The 21,460-nt window shown below is 42.5% G+C and carries 19 protein-coding genes; 7 read left to right on the forward strand and 12 right to left on the reverse strand.

What is annotated here, in order from left to right:
• Window positions 1-357 precede the first annotated feature (357 nt).
• The 7 genes from BUC07_RS11555 to lipA form a co-directional block, all read right to left on the reverse strand.
• Window positions 358-1,293 (reverse strand): 3-keto-disaccharide hydrolase, encoded by a 936-nt coding sequence (locus BUC07_RS11555; protein WP_073169560.1) that lies wholly within the window; start codon window positions 1,291-1,293, stop codon window positions 358-360.
• An 18-nt stretch (window positions 1,294-1,311) separates the two neighbouring features.
• The gene (locus tag BUC07_RS11560; protein WP_073169563.1) at window positions 1,312-2,610 is read right to left on the reverse strand and encodes a Gfo/Idh/MocA family protein; all 1,299 of its coding nucleotides are present in this window, start codon (window positions 2,608-2,610) and stop codon (window positions 1,312-1,314) included.
• An 81-nt stretch (window positions 2,611-2,691) separates the two neighbouring features.
• On the reverse strand, window positions 2,692-4,290 hold the full coding sequence (locus BUC07_RS11565; RefSeq protein ID WP_073169565.1) for a RagB/SusD family nutrient uptake outer membrane protein: 1,599 nt from the start codon (window positions 4,288-4,290) through the stop codon (window positions 2,692-2,694).
• A gap of 22 nt (window positions 4,291-4,312) precedes the next feature.
• Window positions 4,313-7,228: a SusC/RagA family TonB-linked outer membrane protein gene (locus BUC07_RS11570; protein WP_073169566.1), complete on the reverse strand. Its 2,916-nt coding sequence runs from the start codon at window positions 7,226-7,228 to the stop codon at window positions 4,313-4,315.
• Window positions 7,229-7,761: 533 nt separating this feature from the next.
• Window positions 7,762-8,559, reverse strand: coding sequence for an endonuclease/exonuclease/phosphatase family protein (locus BUC07_RS11575; protein ID WP_073169568.1), 798 nt, complete (start codon window positions 8,557-8,559; stop codon window positions 7,762-7,764).
• Window positions 8,560-8,599: 40 nt separating this feature from the next.
• Window positions 8,600-9,265 (reverse strand): lipoyl(octanoyl) transferase LipB, encoded by a 666-nt coding sequence (gene lipB / locus BUC07_RS11580; protein WP_073169571.1) that lies wholly within the window; start codon window positions 9,263-9,265, stop codon window positions 8,600-8,602.
• Window positions 9,266-9,488: 223 nt separating this feature from the next.
• Entirely contained in the window at window positions 9,489-10,352 is an 864-nt protein-coding gene (lipA, locus tag BUC07_RS11585; protein WP_073169573.1) for a lipoyl synthase, read from the reverse strand.
• 109 nt (window positions 10,353-10,461) lie between these two features.
• Between lipA and BUC07_RS11590 the strand changes: the two genes are divergently transcribed.
• The 7 genes from BUC07_RS11590 to BUC07_RS11620 all read left to right on the forward strand — a co-directional run bounded on the left by BUC07_RS11590 (window position 10,462) and on the right by BUC07_RS11620 (window position 16,962).
• Window positions 10,462-12,360, forward strand: a complete 1,899-nt coding sequence (locus BUC07_RS11590; RefSeq protein ID WP_175552523.1) for a tetratricopeptide repeat protein — start codon at window positions 10,462-10,464, stop codon at window positions 12,358-12,360.
• Entirely contained in the window at window positions 12,347-13,237 is an 891-nt protein-coding gene (locus tag BUC07_RS11595) for a DMT family transporter (protein ID WP_073169577.1), read from the forward strand. Before BUC07_RS11590 ends, BUC07_RS11595 begins: the two co-directional genes overlap by 14 nt.
• Window positions 13,237-13,791, forward strand: a complete 555-nt coding sequence (gene ruvC, locus BUC07_RS11600; RefSeq protein WP_073169579.1) for a crossover junction endodeoxyribonuclease RuvC — start codon at window positions 13,237-13,239, stop codon at window positions 13,789-13,791. Before BUC07_RS11595 ends, ruvC begins: the two co-directional genes overlap by 1 nt.
• 229 nt (window positions 13,792-14,020) lie before the next feature.
• Window positions 14,021-14,290, forward strand: coding sequence for a hypothetical protein (locus BUC07_RS11605; RefSeq protein WP_073169581.1), 270 nt, complete (start codon window positions 14,021-14,023; stop codon window positions 14,288-14,290).
• 425 nt (window positions 14,291-14,715) lie between these two features.
• Complete coding sequence (locus BUC07_RS11610) at window positions 14,716-15,516, forward strand: 30S ribosomal protein S16 (protein WP_317039648.1); 801 nt, start codon at window positions 14,716-14,718, stop codon at window positions 15,514-15,516.
• Between the two features lie 81 nt (window positions 15,517-15,597).
• Complete coding sequence (locus tag BUC07_RS11615; protein WP_073169583.1) at window positions 15,598-16,134, forward strand: ribosome maturation factor RimM; 537 nt, start codon at window positions 15,598-15,600, stop codon at window positions 16,132-16,134.
• A 120-nt stretch (window positions 16,135-16,254) separates the two neighbouring features.
• Window positions 16,255-16,962: a head GIN domain-containing protein gene (locus BUC07_RS11620; RefSeq protein ID WP_073169585.1), complete on the forward strand. Its 708-nt coding sequence runs from the start codon at window positions 16,255-16,257 to the stop codon at window positions 16,960-16,962.
• 83 nt (window positions 16,963-17,045) lie between these two features.
• Here BUC07_RS11620 and BUC07_RS11625 read toward each other — a convergent pair whose 3' ends face one another.
• The 5 genes from BUC07_RS11625 to dapF all read right to left on the reverse strand — a co-directional run bounded on the left by BUC07_RS11625 (window position 17,046) and on the right by dapF (window position 21,344).
• A complete protein-coding gene (locus BUC07_RS11625) occupies window positions 17,046-17,609 on the reverse strand; it encodes an L-threonylcarbamoyladenylate synthase (protein WP_073169587.1) in 564 nt (187 codons plus the stop codon).
• A 5-nt stretch (window positions 17,610-17,614) separates the two neighbouring features.
• Window positions 17,615-18,730 (reverse strand): glycosyltransferase family 4 protein, encoded by a 1,116-nt coding sequence (locus BUC07_RS11630; protein ID WP_073169589.1) that lies wholly within the window; start codon window positions 18,728-18,730, stop codon window positions 17,615-17,617.
• On the reverse strand, window positions 18,720-19,046 hold the full coding sequence (locus tag BUC07_RS11635; protein ID WP_073169591.1) for a nucleotidyltransferase domain-containing protein: 327 nt from the start codon (window positions 19,044-19,046) through the stop codon (window positions 18,720-18,722). Before BUC07_RS11635 ends, BUC07_RS11630 begins: the two co-directional genes overlap by 11 nt.
• Window positions 19,047-19,112: 66 nt before the next feature.
• On the reverse strand, window positions 19,113-20,378 hold the full coding sequence (gene lysA, locus BUC07_RS11640; protein ID WP_073169593.1) for a diaminopimelate decarboxylase: 1,266 nt from the start codon (window positions 20,376-20,378) through the stop codon (window positions 19,113-19,115).
• Between the two features lie 105 nt (window positions 20,379-20,483).
• Window positions 20,484-21,344, reverse strand: a complete 861-nt coding sequence (gene dapF, locus BUC07_RS11645; RefSeq protein WP_073169596.1) for a diaminopimelate epimerase — start codon at window positions 21,342-21,344, stop codon at window positions 20,484-20,486.
• Window positions 21,345-21,460: the final 116 nt, after the last annotated feature.

Raw genomic sequence — 21,460 nt, forward strand, 5'->3', positions numbered from 1 at the left:
GCTCCGGCTACCAATGCGCTTTTCAGAAATCTTCTTCTGGATGATTTTTTATCGAAACTCATTGTATTGATTTTATAAGTATTTTAAATTGAATTCTCCCTCATTTAGGAAATAATTCCAAAGATAATATTTGCTTTTGAAAAAAATAAAAAACTTTTGTGACAAAAACCTGATGGCACTTCAAATAGATTAATATTCAATGATTACCAGTTTTTATGACTATGCTTGAACTTATTCAGTTTTACAAAAAATAAATGTGACAAATTTGAAAGGGCTAAATTATTTGGAAAATTTGGGATATGTCAGATAACACCAAATTTCATCCAATAAACGCATTTTGGTTCAGCAATTTTTTTACTAATTTTCGCTTTTTGTCATTTTTAGCAACCACTCAAGGAATTGAGAAGCACTAGCTTCTGAACAATTTCTTAGGCTTTTCTCCAGACTTTTGGCAACTGCATCTTTTTTTGCTCCTGAGCTATCGGGAGCGGTTGATTCGGCAACAAGGTCAAAAAGCACTTGTTTGGCCCCGCTTTGTGCCACCGGACTTTTAGCGGAAAGCAATTGAGCAAGCGGCTCAATCATGGGAGCTCCAATTTTAAGGGCAGCTGCATGGGCTGGTTTTCTATACCGGGCATCTTCTTCAAAAAAACCTGCCTTCACATACTCCGGCTCCAAATCGAGATTTCGGATAGAAATATTCCTGAAACGGGCAGATTCTCCTTTTTTACTGTGGTTCGACTGAAACCCGATTGCACCGGTAATATGTTTATTTTTCATGCTTCCCACCGTATCGATATTGGCCTTGGTAGTTACTTGCCCGTCAACCGAAACAGTAATTAGGTTCCTGTCGCACCTGATTTCCATTTGGTGCCAGATTCCGGTGGTTTCGTCGGGACGGTTGGTAACAGCTACATGTCCGTAAAGTGACCCCGTGCAATGTAAATCATCGCGGTATGGTGTCCAGGGTGCCAAAAGCTGCACCTCCACGCCAGTCTCCCAGGGATTTTCGTGATTGCAACGGATTAAAACACCGCTGTTTCCTACCTCTGAGAGCAGGTATTCGAACCGAAAAATATAATTGGCAAACTCTTCTTTTGTAAAAATATCGCTGCCGTTGGATGGTTCGGCAACCATAATACCATCAATTACTTCAAAACCGGGCACTTCACCGGGCATTGTCCAGCCCGTAAGGTCTTTCCCATTGAAAAGGGAAATAAATTGCTTGTGTTCCTGTGAAAATCCCCCAATTGAAAATGCTAAAATTATTGCAAGAGCTAAGATTCTTTTCATCAGAATTGATTTTTGATGTTAATAATCCGGAAGTTTCCAGGGAGAACGGTATTTTCTTGCCAGTAAAAAGTTGGCCGCAGAGTCGTTTTTGAATTCTTCCCGGGTACTGTCCCAGCTGAGTTTACGTTTCAGCCTGAATGAAATAAGTGCCAGGTGCATGGGAAGCGTCATTTTTCGGGCATACTCCAGGTTGCTTTCGGGTTGATTACGCGATTTTACAGCATCGAGAAAATTACGCTGGTGCCCCGGCGATCGGGGTAAAGTTTTAGGAACCTCTGGCAAATCAGAAAAAGTTTCGTTCCCGATTTTAATGATGCGATTTTCATAATCGCAGGTCAGTGTGCCTTTTTCTCCCTCGAAATGAGCCCCAATGTGCATATTTTCAGCATTGGGCACCTGGGGTGGTTTGGTGGTCCAGAAAACGTCCAGGTCTTTGAATTTGAAATCCACGTCAATCCATTTTGGGGTGTCGGCAATACCGTCGTCGGGAACTTCACCGCGTGCATCAATGGAAGTCAGGTTTTCCGGACTGACTGACATGTACATGATATCGGCAATGTGGCACCAGAAATCGGCAAAAACACCGCCTGAATAATCGAAAAAGCTGCGAAAGGTGCCATGGCATTTAACCGGGGTGTATTCAGAATAGGGAGCCGGGCCGAGCCACATATCCCAGTCGAGATGTTCGGGAGGCATTTCGTTGGGAGGAAAACCCAGTCCTTTTGTTCCTCCTGTTTTCCACAACCTGACCGTGTTTATTTTTCCCAATGCGCCCGATTGTATGATTTCGGCTACACGGTGGTAATTTTCGCCGGCATGAATTTGCGTCCCCAACTGAAAAATACGGTTGTGGTGTTTCAAGGCTTCCAGCATCACCTGTCCTTCTCTGGGGGAGTACGACAAAGGTTTTTCGCCATACACGTCTTTACCCGATTCAAACGCCATAATGGCCACCATCGCATGCCAATGGTCGGGTGTGGCACAGGTAACCACGTCAATATCTTTTCTGTCGATGATATACCTGAAATCAGAATACAAATCAGGGTTTGCTGACGGATTGCGCGACTGGAGCAGCTTTTTTGCATCGTTTAGCCGGAGTTTGTCCACATCGCAAAGTGCAATTGTTTCCACATCGGGAAACGCAGAAAACCAGCGGATGTGCGAACTGCCCATATTTCCGGTGCCAATATGTGCCACTCTGATTTTGTCGGCGGGAGTAATTTTTGTGATGGCATTTGTTGCCAACGGTAACCCAGCCAGGCCGATGCCTGTGGTTTTTAAAAATCTTCTTCGGTTTATTTTAGTTATTGGTTTCATTCGGTGCAATTTAGCTAAAAAATAAAAAATTGAAAAAGAGGGTCAATTTTTTCATTAACCCTCTTTTGTGCTATAAATTTATTAGTAACCCGGATTTTGCCTTAACCCCGGATTAACCCGTAAACTATTTTCATGGAAAGGCCATAAATAGTTGTGAGAGTTGAATGACCTGTCTTCGATTTTCAACGATACCAGCTGTCCGTTTTCTTTTCGGGTATGGCCCAATGCGGGTTGATTTAATACCTCTTCGGCAGTGTGCCATCTGATGATATCGTTATACCGCAATCCTTCGGCGGCAAATTCAACTCGACGTTCATTCCTTATTAATTCAATCCAGTCTTGCTGGCTGTATGAGTCATACTTTGGCAGCGTAACATCCGCCTCGCTCATATCCAAACCTGCCCGTTCTCTAATCTGGTTTATGCAGCTTTTGGCCAGCTCATCTACATCGTTCATCATGATTTTTGCTTCTGCATACGTTAGCAATACCTCGGCATAACGTAAAAAAGCAAATTCCATATTTCCACTGCTCTTAAATGCATCGGCTTCCGAAACATACTTTTTGAACCAATATCCTGAGCTACTTGCACGTTGGTTTTCGTAGAACATGGGATTATTTTCATTGTAAATATCAATGGTATCACCATAGAAAATATCGCCGTGCCCCATTATACTTGAACTGTAGCGTGGGTCACGATTAAGCGATGGATTTAATTCGTATTCTTCTTTTGAATGTAATGGGCAATCGTTGATTGGATTACCCTGTAGGGTCCAATAGGAATCAACCAGCGATTTTAGCGGAACGAGATAAGACTGACCGGGACCTGTGCGATAGTGCGGTCCGAGATCCCTGAAACCATAGGTTGCCCTGTTTCCGTTACTTTCCCTGTTCAGGTGCATAATAAATTCGTTATTGTTTGAACATGCCTCATATTGGAATAGATCGCCATAAACAGGATGCAACGAATAATTCCCACTATCCATAATTTCTTTAGCCAGCCGTGCTGCAAGTTCGTACCGTTCGTTATACAGTGCATAACGCATGGTCAGCGCTTTGAGTGAATATTTATTAAACATGTATTTGTCAGTAGTATATTCTTCGGCAGGTAATCTGCTGGCTATTTCTTCGGCAAGAGGGAAGAGTTCATCTAAAATTTCCTCTTTTGGTGTAGCTGGCTGAGTGGCATCAGCTAAATCGGCAGGTTCCAGGTGAAATGGCACATCACCCCAGCGGAAAGTCAATTTGAAGTAATGCCAAATGCGTAATGCTTCAAGAATACTCTTGTATTTTTGTCGTACAGACTCATTCTCAACATAAGGCACATCGGCATTAGCAATAAAAGTGTTCAAACGCCCCAGGTGTTTCATCTGTAACTCGTAATAATAGAGGAAAGCATCTGTATTGCTATTGAAGTTGCCATTTGCCAATCGTTGGTGGTGGTCTCCCTCAAGTCGGCTGTAGGCATTGTCCGATTTACCGTCATGCATGTAGATCATGGTCCTTCGGTTTGATGTTAAAGTAAAAACATCCAGGTAGCTACTGTAAATCACTCTTCGCAGGTCTTCTTCATCATTGAAAAATTCAACAAATGAAGTGGCTGTGGGATCTCTTTTATCCAGAAAATCTTCGCATCCAACTAACGTAGTTGTTATAAGCAGAATTAATATTATTTTTTTCATCTTGAAAAATCTATTTAAATTTTTAAAATATTGTTGCTTTTACACCGATACTATATGTCGCCATCCTTGGATAATTGCCATTTCCACCATTTCTTTCAGGTTCCAGCCCTTCCCAGTTGGTAAAGGTGATGGCATCCTGGGCATTGACATAAAAGCGTACGTTTCTGATATTATCCCCTATTTTTGGTATAGAATAACCTAACTGGATGGTTTTCATCCTGAAAAATGAAGCGTCACTTAACCATACATCGCTAAGGCGGGCATTTGTGCTTGAACCTGTCCATACGCGGGGGAAGCGGCTGTTCTGATTATCAGGAGTCCAGCGGTTTTCCATGTAATATTCCCGGGGAGCCCCCAGTGAATTACTTGAACCATCCATTAATACAGGATAACCTTCCATTCCGTTCAAACGACCGGTACGTTTACCAACACCCTGACCAAGGATTGAAAAGTCCCAGCGCTTATATTGCAGATCGATACTTACTGAATAATTATAATGCGGGAATGGATCGCCAAGAATTACTTTATCCTGGTCATTTATAATTCCATCGTTGTTTTGATCAACATATTTGATGTCACCCGGAAGGGTATTGGGCAATTTGGCTTCGGTTGCTTCTACATCAGCTTCGTTGCTGAAATAACCATCACTTTCATATCCGTAATAATTATCTACCGGAATTCCCTTAAACCAGATTTTATCGTTATTATTTTTGAAAATTAAGGTATCAGATTCTGCATAACCGGCTTTCAAAACCTTGTTTTGATTGTCAAAAACCATCGCGCCAATACTATAGGAGAATTCACCTATTTTGTCTGACCAGTTTGCAGAAACTTCCCATCCTTTATTTTCAACTTCACCAATATTAACTGAAGAAGTTAGATAATATGACCCAGTGAGTGGCGGGACCGGGAAATCAGAGTAAATTAAATCATAAGAATACTTATTGTAGGCATCAAATGTGATGTTCAGCCTGTTTTTGAGGGTGGTAATATCAACTCCCAGGTTGGCCTGGCGTTGTTTTTCCCATGTAAAATCTGGATTGGGCACACGCATTGTCCAGCCCCAGGTATTCACAATTTCCTGCCACAAATAAGGTGAAACGTTTTCATTTCCAATTAAACCATACGAAGCACGTATTTTAAAATTATCAATAACTCCCTGGCTTTTTAGTGATTCCATAAAACTTTCGTTATGAAGGTTCCATCCCAAAGATGCCGAGGGGAAGAATCCCCAGCGTTTGCCTGGCGCAAATTTACTGCTGCCGTCGGTTCTCACTGTGGTTTCTAAAAGATAGCGGTTATCAAAAGAGTAGTTTAATTTTCCGAAAAATGAAGATTTCGCAATTTCCCGGTAATCGGTGTAGGTATAATTCATTATTTCAGAACCAACTACTAAATAAATTTTATCCTGTTCCTGGCGTAAGTTTTTTTCGTAGTTCAGAAGGCCTCGTGCTGTAATTTGACTCACACTTACTCCCTGAGAAGCACCTACTGCATTTGACCAAACATCGACAGGTTTGCCATCGCCATCAAAAAATTTAAAGGTTTCCCTTTTATATTTATCCGCTGATTTATTAATCATATACGACACATTACCTGAAATATGCAGATTGTCATTAATGTAATATCTTGGTCTCAGGTTGATTGTACTTCTGTCGTGCAGGTTGTTTTTTGTTCCTCCATATTTAATTGAAGCCATTGGGTTCATGTTATTATGAAGAATATAATGGTCTTCAATGTCTAAATTTTCTTTGTCATAGAAAATGTCTTGTGTTGGGTTCATTCGCCAGGCAATTTGATAAAGGCCATGCCCGTCGTCGTTGGCATAAAGCCTGTCAACCTGGAGCCTGTGGGCATAAAAATCGGCAAGGAGCACAAAACGATCAGCAATATTAATGTTTGTGTTAAATCGTGCACTAAATTTCTGTGTCCCTTCAATAGTATTTAGTCCACTTTCTTCCACGTATCCTAACATTAAGTTGAATGTGCCGACACCCCCACCACCGGAAATGTTTGCCGAAGTATTATGCGAGTAAGCTGTTTTCTGCATAACGGCATCCAGCCAATCGGTGTTGGTATAATTGCCGTTATCAGCCATTGAAATTTCTTCTTGTGTAAAAAGAGGCTCTTGTCCCTGCATTTGCCTGGCTTCGTTATTCAGGCGCATGTAATTGGAGGAGCCTACAAAATCGGGCAAATCAATTGGTTTTTGAAAAGCCGCCCAACTGTGCAGGTTAACTTTGAATTCACCGGTGCTACCGCGTTCTGTTTCAATAATAATTACACCGTTGGCCCCCCGGGAGCCATACATCGAAGCAGAAGCCGCATCTTTCAATACGCTGATACTCTTAATCTGATTTGGATCGATATCGGTTAACGATTGTTCCATTCCGTCCACAATTACCAGTGGTTCAGCGTCTTGTAAGGTGCTAAGCCCTCTGATAGAGATTGTACCCGGCACACTACCCGGCAAGTTGCTCCCCTGCATAAGCGTTGCACCGGCTACGGTACCACTAAATGCTTCCTCGAGCTTAAATATAGGACGGTTTTCTACTTTATCCATTTCAACCGTTTCAACGGATGAAGCAAGGTGCTGTCGCTCAACCGAGTTGTAACCCATGACCACAACTTCACCCACATCAATGTTGTCTTCTATAAGTACTACATCAATCTGTGTTTTACCAGCTGTGTTTATTTCATTGTCTTTATATCCAAGGCTACTGAAAATAAGTGTAACATCTTCATTAACTGATAATTCGTATTCTCCCAGTTCGTTGGTTGCGGTCCCTATTGTTGCACCTTTGATAACCACATTTACGTACGGAATGGGTTCTCCTCTTGTATCAGTAACGGTACCATGTACCGTTTTTTGTTGCGCCCATCCCTGAAAAGCGAAAAACAAAAATGCTAGTAACGTTATAATTTTCAACTTATTCATTGATTTAATTTTTAAAATTTAAATTGGATTTTATTTACTCAAACAAGTTTGTGTGAAATTTTGAAAACATGTTTTAATCTGAATTTTACTCTTTTCGAACAATTTTTTAATGTTTTTAACCAAAAATGAATTTTGGCTATTTTTTCATAGCTACCTCCTTCCTGTTTTTTATGTTATTTAACTAAGCTTTTCTATGGGGTATTATTGTTAAGTGTTTGAACTGAAATTCTTTCTAAATCCATGTTTCTTTCTTTTGTTTGTGTTATTGCAAAGAAGGCATAAAAATAATAAACTTAAACATATTTTAACATTAATCACAATATCTTTTTAAATTTATCTTTAAGTTAAAATCACAATTTGTTATTTTTTAGCAATTTGCGCGCTTGTAGTAAAATTTACAATAAGCCAATTGACTAATCGTTAATTTATTTCAAAGCGATGTGAGGAAATTCAATTGGGGTAGTAGCCAAAATACTAAAATTTAAGCTTCCTGTTGAATTTGAGCAGGTTAGGGGGTGTTTCTTTTATGTTGATTAATGAATTTCCATTTCTGCAACTACAGGCAAATGATCTGACAAGGTAACCTGTGGTGTATATGAATTTTTCACTTTCCAGTTTTTGGCTGGTCGGTAAAAAATGTAGTCAATCTTGGATTTTGGATTTTGTGAAGGAATGGTAAAATCAGGGCTGCAGGCCTGGAGCCAGTTTCTCATGCCCTTGCTAATTTCGGGAGAATCAGGTTGTCCGTTAAAGTCGCCGGCAATTATTAGCGGTTGTTTAATTTTTTTGAGGGCCTTGTTAATTGCTTTTGCCTGAATAGTGCGCACCTTGGATGAAGAGTGGTCGAGATGAGTAGAAATGAAAGTGAATTGTTGGCCGGTAGGTAATTCGACATCAGCTAATAAAAGTGCACGTTGTTCATTCGAACCTTCGGGAACAGGAAGCAAAATTTTCCGGGTTTTTTCAAACGGATATTTTGACAGAATTCCTATTCCGTAATATCCTCCCGAGTAATCAATTGTTCGGGCATAAGCTGTTAACATTCCGGTACGGAACCCCAGTTCAGTAATAAAATCTTTCCCATTTTGGTGTGGAGCCCGTTCCCGGTTTGTTCGTACATCAACTTCCTGAAGAGCAACCACGTCGGGGTTTTCACTTTTAATAAATTCTGCCAGTTCTTCCAGTGAAGCAAGTTCTCCAAACCGAAGGTTGTAACTTAATACCTTTAGAGGATGCCCTTTATCTTCAGTGTGTTGCGCAGATGTAGAAACAGACAAAAACCCCAGCCCCAAAATTGAAAAGATAATAATCCAATATTTTATTCTAATCATAATTTTAAAATTTATTTTATCTCACTTGAGATTTAACCTGTTAAAAAATCTGGTTAAACTTTTCTTTTACAATCTCTTTCATCTCATCCATCGGAATTTCTTTTCCGAGTTCCTGCTGAATGGAAGTTACACCAAAAGTGAGGCCGCAGGGGTTGATGTAGCTGAAATAGCGCATGTCGGTATTTACATTGAGCGCAAAGCCGTGCATGGTCACATAGCGGCTCACGCGCACACCAATGGCGCAGATTTTCCGGGCGCGGGAAGGGTGATCAAAATCGAGCCAAACGCCGGTGGCACCTTCTTTTCGTCCACCTTCCAAACCGTATTCAGCGATAGTGGCAATTATGGCATCTTCCATTTTTTCGATGTATTCGCGCACCCCGATTTTGTAATATTCCAAATCGATGATGGGATAGCCCACCAACTGGCCCGGCCCATGGTAGGTAATGTCGCCGCCACGGTTGATTTTGTAAAAAGTGGCTTCAATTTTTTTCAGTAAATCGCCGTGTGCCAGCAGGTTTTTTTCGTCGCCGCTTTTCCCAAGCGTATAAACATGCGGATGCTCCACCAAAATAAACTGGTTTTTTGAAGTCGGTTGTTTGCTTGCCCGTTTTTCTGCAATTATTTCTGCAAGGATTTGTTCCTGCTGGTCCCAAACTACTTTGTAGTCTTTCAGACCGATATCGTTGTAATTAAATTGTGCCATTATTGCTACAAATTTGAAATAAAGCCATTTTTCCTAAGTCAAAAAAATAATAAGGTAATAAGGTTACATCTATTATTCATGCAAAATTGGCTACTAAAGTTTAAAATAAAAATAAGGTTTTGGTCAGTATCTTAAATATTTCTATAAATCAAAAATTTCACCCTTAAAAACCATCTTCATCTTTCTCCTTCCCTTTCGGGGAAGGTTGGGATGGGGCTTTCCCCTATGCATTCACATGCTGCTCTGCGCGGTAAGAACTCCGCACAAGCGGCGAACTTTCCACAAACGAAAATCCTTTTTCGAGGCCGATTTCGCGGTATTCCGCAAACTGTTCCGGTTTAATGTATTCTTTTACCGGCATGTGCGTGGCGGTAGGCGCCAGGTACTGACCGATTGTCATCACTTTGCAGCCGGCCTCGCGCAGGTCATCCATGGTTTGCAGCACTTCCTCTTTCGTTTCGCCCAGTCCGAGCATGATGCCCGATTTGGCCACTTTGTGGTTTTGTGCGATGTATCTTATAGTATCGAGGCTGCGGCGGTATTTCGAAGCAAAACGTACAAAAGGTGTCAGTCGTTCCACTGTCTCGAGGTTGTGCGAAACCACTTCCGGGCCGGCATCGATAACCTGTTGAATCAATTCCTCTTTTCCCCTGAAATCGGGAATCAACACTTCGATTTGCGTTTCGGGGTTTACCCGCTTCACTTCCCGGATGGTGCGTGCCCAGGTTCCGGCTCCCTGGTCGTCCAAATCATCGCGGTCAACCGAAGTAATCACGCAGTGTTTCACACCCATAATCCGTACTGATTCGGCCAGTTTTTCAGGCTCTTTTTCATCGGGAGGAAGCGGTTTGCCGCTCTTCACCGCGCAAAATTTACAGCGCCGGGTGCAAATGTCGCCCAGAATCATAAAAGTGGCAGTGCCCCTGTTCCAGCATTCTCCAATATTCGGACAATTCCCGCTGGTACAAATGGTATGTAAACCGTGCTCGTTTACCAGATTTTTGACTTTGGAGTAGCTTTCGCCTTTTGGCATTTTCATCTTCATCCAACGTGGCAGTCTATGCCTTTCTCTCAGCTCATGTGCCATAACATATATTTTTATGCAAAAGTAATTTTTAAAATTCAAATGTTAAAACCAACTGCTAAAACCATTGTTCGGTTTTCAATGTTATTTTTGTAGTATTGCAAAAATGAATATGAAACGATTTCTGTTTACCATACTGATGCTGTTTTGCTTACATGTTGTTTCAGGACAGAATACCAAACAACAGGAAATACAAACCAATTCGAGACTGGCGCTTTCCTATTTTAATTCAAATGAGTATGAAAAGGCGGCTCCCCTGTTGCTCGAGGTGTACAATTTGTCGCGAAACAGCTACTATTTCAGGATGTATTTAACTTCCCTCATCGAGCTCGAACGATTTGATGAAGCCGAAGAGCAAGTGAAAAAAGAAATTGAAAAATTTAACCGGCCATCGCCCGAGTTTTTAATTCACCAGGGCTATGTTTTAAGAGCGCGCGGGAATATTGAAGAAGGCGATGAAAAGTACAACGAAGCTATTGAAATGATACCTGGGAACAAAGGAAATTACCTGATTACAGCCAATGCTTTTTTGCAGTGGCGTGAATATGAATGGGCGAAAAATGTTTACCTGCAAGGCCGCGAAACTGTTCCCGGCGAGGAGTTTAATTATGAACTGGCGAGATCTTACCTGTATTTACGCGATTATGAAAATATGATGGAGGAGTACCTTAACCTGGTGCGGCAGGATGAAACCCAGATTAACCGAGTGCAAAGCAGCCTGGCCTCTGCAATGCGCCTCGATGTTGATGACTCGCTGCGCGATAAATTCAGGACACAGGTTTTAAAGCGTATTCAAAATGAACCTGAAGTTACCGGCTACAACCGGCTGATGATTTGGTTTCTCCTCCAGGAACGGCAGTTCTCGGCGGCACTGCGGCAATCGGTTTCCCTCGACCGGAGAACCGGAGAAGAGGATGCTCAGATTTATCGTCTGGGACTCATGGCCCTGAACAATAAAGAATATGAAAGTGCCGGGAACGCATTTGATTATCTTCTCGAAAAAGGTGAAGCAAACCCATTTTATAATCAGTCGTTTGTCCAGAAAATTCACGCATCATATATGCATTTTACCCTGGAAAATCCGGATGATATTTCAGAAGCAGATAAACTGGCCGGGGAATTTCAGGAAGGACTGGAACTGCTGGGATATTCACCAGCCACGTTAAATGTTATGCAGGAATATGCCCATCTGCTCGCCTTTTACCTTGATGAAACCGAAAAGGCTGTTTCCGTTTTAGAGCGGGGATTGGAAATTCCGCGGTTAAAATCCGAAGAATCCGGAGTTTTGAAAACAGAGATGGCGGATATTTACGTTTATGCCGGCGACCCGTGGGAGGCCATGCTGCTCTACTCGCAGGTGATTGATGCCAATAAAAAGAATACTCTGGGCGACGAGGTGAAACTGAAAAAAGCCAAACTGGGCTACTATATGGGCAACTTCAGCTGGGCCAAGGCACAGTTGGATGTACTGAAAGCGAGCACTTCGAAACTCACCGCCAACGATGCCATGGATCTTTCCATGCTCATTGGTAACAACCTTAACCTCGATACCACGGCTGTTCCACTGCAAATGTTTTCCCGCGCCGACCTGCTTTTCTTCCGTAACAAAGATTCGCTGGCCCTGGCAACACTCGATTCCATTGCCGAAACCTACACTTACCACTCGCTGGTAGATGATATTTTATTTCGTAAATCGAAAATTGAAGTATCACGGAACAATTACGAAAAAGCAGCGGAATACCTCGAGCAAATCCGTACCGATTTTGCCTACGAACTGCTGGCCGATGATGCACTGTTTTTACAGGCCGAACTTTACAATTATCAGTTAGACAGAAAAGAGGAAGCAAAAATATTGTACAAAGAAATGCTTACCAGCCACCCGGGAAGTGTATTTGTGGATGAATCGCGGGAGAAATACCGCGAATTGCGCGAAGTATTTCCCGATGAAACAACCACCCCGGAAGAAGAGTTTTTTATGTCTGAGGAAACTGAACCGGATGAATTCGACTAACAAAGCTTTTGTGTATGCTGCGTTGGCCGTGTTTTTCTGGTCCACCGTAGCAACCGCCTTTAAAATTGCCCTGCGCGAACTGGATTTTATCCAGCTTATTTTTTATGCCTCGGCTACTACTGTAGCTGTATTGCTGGCTATTTTACTTATGCAGAATAAGACCCGATTGCTGTTCCGGCAGTCGCGTAAACACTGGCTTAATTCTATTTTTCTGGGGGCTTTCAATCCGCTTTTTTACTACCTCGTGCTGTTTAAAGCCTACTCACTTTTGCCGGCCCAACTGGCGCAACCACTCAACATGGTTTGGCCCATTGTGCTGGCATTGCTTTCGGTGCCGTTTTTGGGGCAGAAAATCGGAAAATTGAGCATTGTGGCACTTTTTATCAGTTTTATCGGGGTGATTTTTATTTCATCGCAGGGCGGAATCCGTGGGTTTGAGAATACCAATATTTATGGTGTTTTTCTGGCATTGAGCAGCTCCATCCTTTGGTCGGTTTACTGGATTTTCAGCGTGCGCGATAAACGCGACCAGATTGTGAAACTCTTCCTGAACTTTTTTTTCGGATTAATTTACCTCACCATTGCTGTGGCACTGTTTTCTGATTTCAGGGTGGAGACAGGCGAGAGTTTTTACGCCGCCATTTATGTGGGGATTTTCGAAGTGGGAATCACCTACGTGTTGTGGTTAAAAGCCATGCACCTGAGCACCAACAACGCCAAAATAGGCAACCTCGTGTTTCTGGCGCCATTTGTTTCGCTCATTTTTATTCACTTTATTTTGAAAGAAACCATATTCGTCACTACTTTTATTGGATTGATCTTTATCGTTTCAGGAATATTTGTACAGCAATTAGATAAAAAAGACCGCAAAACCTGATGGATACAAAACCACTAAAAATACTGGGTATCGACCCCGGGACTACGGTTACCGGGTACGGGTTGGTGGAAATCCGGAACAACCAGCCGGTCATTCTGCACATGGGAACGCTGGTACCGGGTAAATTTTCCGACCACTACCAGCGGTTGAAACATTTGCACGAACGGGCGTTGCACCTCGTGGAAGAGTACCGCCCGGATGTGATGGCCATCGAAGCGCCGTTTTACGGGAAAAATGTGCAGAGTATGCTGAAACTGGGGCGCGGGCAAGGTGTGATTATGGCGGCGGCACTGCATCACTCGGTGCCCATTCATGAGTACGCGCCGCTGCTGGTAAAACAGTCGATTACCGGAATGGGGCGCGCCTCCAAAGAGCAGGTGAAATATTTCCTGCAAAAGGTGTATCATTTAACCGACCTGGACCAGGGGCTGGATGCAACCGATGCCGTAGCCGTGGCCATCTGCCATTTTATTCAGCAAGGCAAACCGCAAAAAAACAAGGAGTACAAAAGCTGGGGCGATTTTGTGAAAAAGAACCCGGGGCGAGTGAAGTAGGCAGTTATCAGGCGCAGTGTGCAGAGACGCAAAATTTTGCGTCTATACAAACCGGCAACAATTTGTCAATGTTATTTTTTGGTATAACGCAAACAGTAATCAACATGCATTACCCGTCAAGCGGATCCAACCGCTAGACGGATAAAAAAAACATTTCTCTTCTATCTTTGCACGAACAGATAAAACCCGTCAGGCGGTTTGATCCGCCAGACGGACAGCACAACAAAATATGAACACGAGAAAAATCGTAAAGTGGATTGAGTTGATCATCTTTTCAATCATCCTGGCATTTTTTATCCCCATTGTTTTTGAATGGATTCAATCCGGAACGCTGGAAATAACATCGGCCGGAATCAGGGATGCGCTGTTTTTTGGGATTATGGTTCCTGTGCTGATTTTGATTTCGAAGAATATCAAAAATGATTACCTGTTTGTAATCCTTGCACTGGTCATTATTTTTGCTGTTTTGGTTTTTACGCGGTTTGCTTTTCATTTTTAAGGGAAGTTATTCATACCCTCACTCGAAGTGAGGGTATGACTTGATGAACATCTGCTGACCGAAGCGATCTGGCAGGGATTGGAGCGGCACCCTGTTGCACACCGCGACCAGAGTTTTGCAGGCCGGCGGAGGCGATTGAAATGAGCCCACGCACGGCCCGGCAAAAACGGGAGCGTGGAAAACAGGTAAAGCGGAAAGCCCGGCTGCCAGCCTAAAGGAGTGATCCGTTGCAGTGAACAGTTTTCAGTGCCAGTTGGCATTTGCAGTAAGTAGTGTTTTAATTTACGTGCATTGAACCATTTGTGTCAATCGCTACAATTTTAAAAATGGGTGAAAAAAGTATCGCATCCATTTCTCAAACAGAATTTTATACTATCTTTGCGCCACATTTTCAAAAAAATAATTTTAGAATTATGCCAGTAAAAATGAGATTAACGCGGCATGGCCGCAAACGTTATGCTTTCTACCACATTGTGGTAGCAGATAGCAGGGCGCCACGAGATGGCAGGTACATTGAACGGATTGGTATGTATAATCCGAACTCTAATCCTGCTACAATAGATCTCGATTTTGACAAGGCTTACGACTGGCTTGTAAAAGGTGCCCAACCGACTGACACTGTAAGAGCAATTTTATCTTACAAAGGTGTCCTCTACAAAAAACACCTGATGGGTGGAGTGAAAAAAGGAGCTTTCGACGAAGAGGAAGCTGAACGCAGACTGGAAAAATGGCTAACTGAAAAAGAAGCCAAAATCCAGGCTCAAAAAGAACGTATTGAAGGCGAAACCAATGCAGAGCTTAAAAAACGACTTGAGGCTGAAGCAAAACTCAACGAGGAAAGAGCTGCTGCAATTGCTGCCAAAAATGCCGAATTAGCAGGCGAAGTGGAAGACGAGGAAGAAGCTGCAACTACCGAAGAAAGCACTGAAGAATCTACTGAGGCTGCTGCAACGGAAGAAGCAACAGAAACTGCAGAAAAAGCGAAAGCGACCGAAGAACCTGAAAAGGAAGAAAAAGCTGCTGAGCCTGTAAAAGAAGAAAAGGCTGAAGAAGCTGCTCCGGCAAAAGAAGAAAGTGCTGAAAAACCAGCTGCTGAAGAAAAAGAAGAAGCAAAGGAGAAAGAGGAAGAAAAACCTGAAGCTCCGGCTGCTGAAGCAAAATCTGAAGAAGCTGAAAAGGAAGAAAAGAAAGAAGAAGCTCCGAAAGACAAGGGCGCCGATTCTTAACGAAAAAATTTCTACCACGGATAAAACCATCGGTCATGAGGCCGGTGGTTTTTTTGTTTGTAGTTAACTATATTTGCCGTTATGGAAACAATACCCAAAGCTGATTGCACGAAAATCGGGTTCATCCGGAAAACACGGGGTGTTCATGGTGAGCTGGTGCTCGAATTCGAAGAACAGTTTGAATTTTCGGTGGAAGAGGCTACCCGCTTTTTCCTGGAAATCGATGGTTTACTGGTTCCTTTTTATGTGGCCGAAAACGGGCTGCAAGTTAAAACGGGTAAAGCTGCTTTTGTTAATTTTGATTGGGTCGGTTCTGAAAAATACGCACAGCGGCTTGTGGGCACTGATGTGTATCTTTTTACTTCTGAATTAGTTGATGAGCCAGAAGATTCCGGCTTGGCGGAGTTGCAGGGGTTTACTCTTTTTGATAAAAACACCGGAGAAATCGGTGCCATTTCCCACGTGGAAGATTTCTCGGGAAACACAGTGCTGACAGTTGGCAGCGGACATGAAGAAATCCTTGTTCCGTTTAACGAAGATTTCATGGTTTCCCTCGATCCTGAAAACAAAATTTTAATCCTCGATTTACCTGAAGGTTTGATCGGAGGATTAGTTTAGTTTCCTTTATTCCAACCCGTTCTGGAGATTCAAAATTTTATTTCCTCAAATCTGAAACATTCGGAGGTTTCGTGCGTCCTTACAAAGTCAACTTTGTAATAATCACAAAAACGTAAAAATATGAAACCTAAATTTGCCTCATTTTTTCTGATTCTTTTTTGTTCTATCCTTGTGCTGCCCGCATTGGCAGAAAAAGAAGTCCGGGATGTATCTGAATTTTCCAGTATTTCACTGAATGTTTCCGGAAAACTTTATCTGGAACAAGGCGATCCTCAGCGGGTGGAAATTGTGGCCAAATCGTCAACACTCGAAGACATTGTAACCGAAGTCAAAAACGGAGAACTGGTTATACGTTTTAAAAACCGAAACTTTTTTTGGCAGTCGTTTAATCCCGGAAGCATCGAAATTTTTGTGCGGGTTCCGGACATTGAAGGATTGGCCGTTTCCGGGTCTGGCCATATTATTGCCGACAAGCGCATTACTTCGCGCAGAATGGCAATGGCAGTGAGTGGAAGCGGTAACATAAAACTTAATGATTTGCGTACCGAACGTGTAAAAGCTTCCGTCTCGGGTTCCGGCAGTTTAGTAATTGAAAACGGTGGAATGGCTGAAGAATTTAATGCCAGCATTTCCGGTTCGGGAAATGTGAAGGCTGAAGATTTTGAAGCTGAAAATGTGGAGGTACATATTTCGGGCTCGGGTAATTGCAGTATTCACGCAATTGAAACACTCAAAGCACGAGTCGCAGGTTCGGGAAGTGTTTATTACAGCGGAAATCCACAGGTCGATTCTTCGGTGTCCGGTTCGGGACGGGTACGGAGTCGATAAAAACATTTAAACTGAACCGAAAAAAGTGCCTGGAAATTAAGGTTCAATCGATTTTGTTCAATTGAGTTTTAAGTACCTTTTTTTTATTTCCGGATAATATCAATTTGCCCACCGGGACCCAGTTTGATGATACTCGATGGTTGCGCCGGGATTACATCATCCTGCCGGTATTCCACAATGTAATCTGCCTGCTCTTTTATGTCTTCTGAAATCTCATCGAAAAATGCCGGGGCTTTTTCCCCGCTGATATTCGCTGATGTGGAGACAATCGGGCGGCGAAACCGCTGCAACAGTCTAGTAGTAAAATCTTCTTTTGTAAACCGGATGCCAACACTTCCGTCGCTGGCAATTAAATTGGCTGCCAGGTTTTTGGCGCCGGGGTAAATCACTGTCAGCGGTGTGGTGCTGATTTCCACCAAATCCCACGCCACTTCGGGCACTTCATCAACATATCGTTCAAGCAGTGCAGGGTTTTCCATCAACACCAGCATACTTTTTGAATCTTCCCGCTTTTTAATTTTATAGATCTTTTGTACCGCTTCGGGGTTGGTGGCATCGCAGCCCAGCCCCCAAATGGTGTCGGTGGGGTAGAGGATTACTCCACCGCTTTTTAATACTTCAAGCGCTTTTTTAATGTCGTTTTGCATGTTTTTTACTTCAATAAACTGGTGTACAAAGAAATTAATTTTTTAGCATAAATTTCAGGATGAAAATCCTTCGCCCGATCAACACCTTTCTGAATCATTTGTTTTCGGAGTGCTTCATCATCAAGGAATGATTTTAATTTTTTACCAATATCTTCCACATTTCCCGGATTGCATAAAACGGCTGCATCGCCGGCTGTTTCTGGCAAACAGGAAACTGATGAGGTGAGCACCGGACAGCCGCTTGCCATCGACTCGATGACAGGAAGTCCGAATCCCTCGAAAACAGAAATATAAACCGATAACAGCGCTTTCCGGTAAAGTGCCGCCAACTCATTTTCTGCCAATCCGGAAAGAAAAAAGACCTGGCGTTGCATGTTGTTTCTGTCAATAAATTTTTTCAGCTCAGAAATATAGGTTGTTTGATTGCCTACAAAAACAATTGGGGTTCCAATTTTTGAATTTTGAACAGCTTTGAGCAGTGCAAGTTGATTTTTGCGTGGTTCAATTGTTCCAACCGAGAGAATATAATTTTCGGGAATAATGTGATTGGTGAAAACTTTTGATGCATTCTGTTTTTCGAAAAAAGTGGCTGCAACGGGCTGGTGAATAATTTCAATTTTTTCCGGGGCAACCTTAAAAAAAGATTCCAAATCGCTTTTGGTTTGCCGGCTGATGGCTATGATTTTATCGGCAGACTGGCAGGCATATTTCATCTTCCGGAAATAAATTTTGCGATCCAGCGGCTTGTAAAATTCGGGATAGCGCATAAAAATTAAATCATGAACGGTAATTACTGAAGGGATGCCTGTTTTTTGAATGCCGGAAGGCAGCTCGTTGCTCAGTCCGTGAAAAAGGTTCAGGTTGAATTTTTTCAGCTTCCTTGCAAGGAAAAAGCTGCGCCAAATTGATTTCAAAAAACCTTTGTACAGTCCGGGTGGAGAAACTACCTGAAACTGCTCGTGGTTTTCAAAAAGTTCCGGTTTCACTTTTGGGGTGAAAAGCAGGTAGTTATTTTCAGGAAAATAGTTATTTAATGCATTTAATGTGTTGCGGCTGTAGTTACCCAGCCCGGAGGAGTTTAGAAATGCCCGTTTTGCATCGAACCCGATCCTAAAATGCATACACCCCTTTATTTAATGCCTCGGTGATCATCGGGTGTTTCCCCCAAAATTTATTATCAATTTCTTTCTGAGAAATAATTTTTGAATCTACCATTATTTCATAATCCACAGAAATATCAAAACAGATATCACGGATGGTATTTTTTTCTTTCCAGGTGGGGATATTATTTGTAACAATTAATACATCCAAATCAGAATAAGCAGTTTCTTCATTTCGGAGATATGAACCGAAAAGGATTACTTTTTGAATTTTACTGCCCAAAGTTGCTTTAAGGTTTTTTTTCAGCTGATTTAATATTTCAATTTTGTCTGCCATAAAAACAAAATTACAAAAAAGGCCGGGTAAAATTGCCCGGCCTGCGAAATATTCTGACTTTAGTTTTTAAGCTTTAAAATCTTTCAGTCCGTCAAAATCGAGGGTTTCGAAATAATCTTCGAGCGTTTGTGGGCGGCGGATTTGAGTCACCTCCCCATTTTCGCGCAGCAGCAATTCGGCCGAGCGCAGTTTGCCGTTGTAGTTGAATCCCATGGCATGGCCGTGGGCGCCGGTATCGTGAATGACCACAATATCGTCAACTTCAATCTCGGGCAGCATCCGGTCGATGGCAAACTTGTCGTTGTTTTCACACAGCGAGCCGGTTACGTCGTATTTTTCGGTATGTGGTTCTTTTTCTTTTCCGGCAACAGTAACATGATGATAAGCACCGTACATTCCCGGGCGCATTAAATCTACCATGCTGGCGTCGAGCCCGGCGAACCTTTTGTACGTTTCTTTCAGGTGCAGCACTTTTGTTACCAGGTAGCCGTAAGGCCCTGTTATTGCTCTGCCCGATTCAAAATACAGTTTCAGTGGCTGCAGACCGTTGGCAGTGATTTTTTCTTCGTACAGTTTTTTGATTCCTTCGCTTACATATTCCATATCCACGGCTTTCTGTTCCGGTTTGTATGGAATGCCGATTCCTCCGCCCAGGTTGGCAAAACTAATCACCACGCCGGCTTTTTCATTCACTTCGGCAATCAGGTTAAACAGCAGTTCGGCTGTTTCAATAAAATAGTCGGGGTCGAGTTCATTGGAAGCCACCATGGTGTGCACGCCAAAATTTTTGACTCCCTTGCTTTTCAGTATTCGGTAACCTTCAATAATCTGTTCGTGTGTAAAACCGTACTTGGCTTCTTCGGGGTGGCCAATAAGCAGGTTGCCTTCTTTTAAATCGCCCGGGTTGTAGCGCATGCAAATGGTTTCGGGCAGTCCTATATTTTTCTCCAGGTACTCAATGTGCGAAATATCGTCGAGGTTGATTATGGCATCCATCTCTTTTGCCTTGCTGAATTCGCTCACTGGTGTGTCGTTGGAAGTCAGCATAATTTCGTTGCCGCTCATACCTACACGTTTCACCAGTTCCAGTTCAGCCTCCGAGCTGCAGTCGGCACCAAAACCCTCTTCCCTCAAAATTTTTACCAGGTAAGGATTTGGAGTTGCTTTAACAGCAAAATATTCTTTAAACCCTTCATTCCAGTCGAAAGCTTTTTTGAATTTTCGTGCATTTTCACGGATTGCCTTTTCATCATAAATATGAAAAGGAGTTGGGTGATTTTCAATAATATTTTCCAGTTGTTCTTTTGAAAAAGGTAAATTTTTTTCGGCCATAACTTTAAAATTTTGCTACACAAAAATAGTGTTTGTGTTAAATATTTTGGAATTAATCTAAATAAAGACAGGAAATTTAGTGGAGAATTAATAATTCTTCTGCTATTATTGGATATCTTCCAGCAATTCATTGCTTAGTGTTCCGTTGGCAATTTCCCTCACGGCACCTGTCATTCGGATATACCATGATCTGTCAATTTCAATTTTCAGGTTTCCGCCGGGCATTTTTACCGTCAGATTGGGCTGCGCCAATCCTTTTTTTACCAAAACCGATGCCACTGCGCAGGACGAACTTCCGGAGGCCAGGGTCCAGCCGGCGCCACGTTCCCATATCATAACTTCCACCTCGGTGGGCGAAAGTACTTTTGCAAATTGTACATTGATGCGATTGGGAAACATCGGGTTGGTTTCAATTTGCGGACCGAAGGTTTTTACCTCTTTTTCGTCGAGTTTATCTGTAAGAATCACGCAGTGCGGGTTGCCTACCGATACGCAGCTAACTTTGTAATCTTTGTATTCGAGGTGCAACGTTTCGTCGATGCACTCCGGGTTTTGACAGTTCACCGGGATTTCAGGCGAATTAAAAATGGCATTTCCCATATCCACTTTTACCGATTGTGCTTTCCCGTTAATTTCTTCTGTAACTTCGGCCTGCACCAGTCCGCCGGCAGTTTCGATTGTAAAAACCGGCGGTTTGGCAATTTTGTAATCGTGGAGGTATTTGGCAAAAATTCGCAGTCCGTTGCCGCTTTTCTCCGCTTCCGATCCGTCGGGATTCAGAATACGTACTCCGAAATTGGCTTTCAGGCTGGGCACTTTCAGCAAAATCCCGTCGGAACCAATGCCGTAATGCACATCGCATATTCGTTGAATCGCTTTTTCGGTCAGGTCAAAATCAATTTCACTTTGGTTTAAAATAATATAATCGTTTCCTAAACCGTGCGATTTCACAAAGAAATTCTTCATAACAGTTGTTTTAATTTTACAAAAGTATTAAACATTGCCGATATTGTTCCCGTACCAGAGAGTGAATTCATTGCTGATAATTTTATTTTTAACTTTGCACGTATGTACACAAAAGA

Source organism: Tangfeifania diversioriginum, from assembly GCF_900141875.1.
GTDB lineage: Bacteria > Bacteroidota > Bacteroidia > Bacteroidales > Prolixibacteraceae > Tangfeifania > Tangfeifania diversioriginum.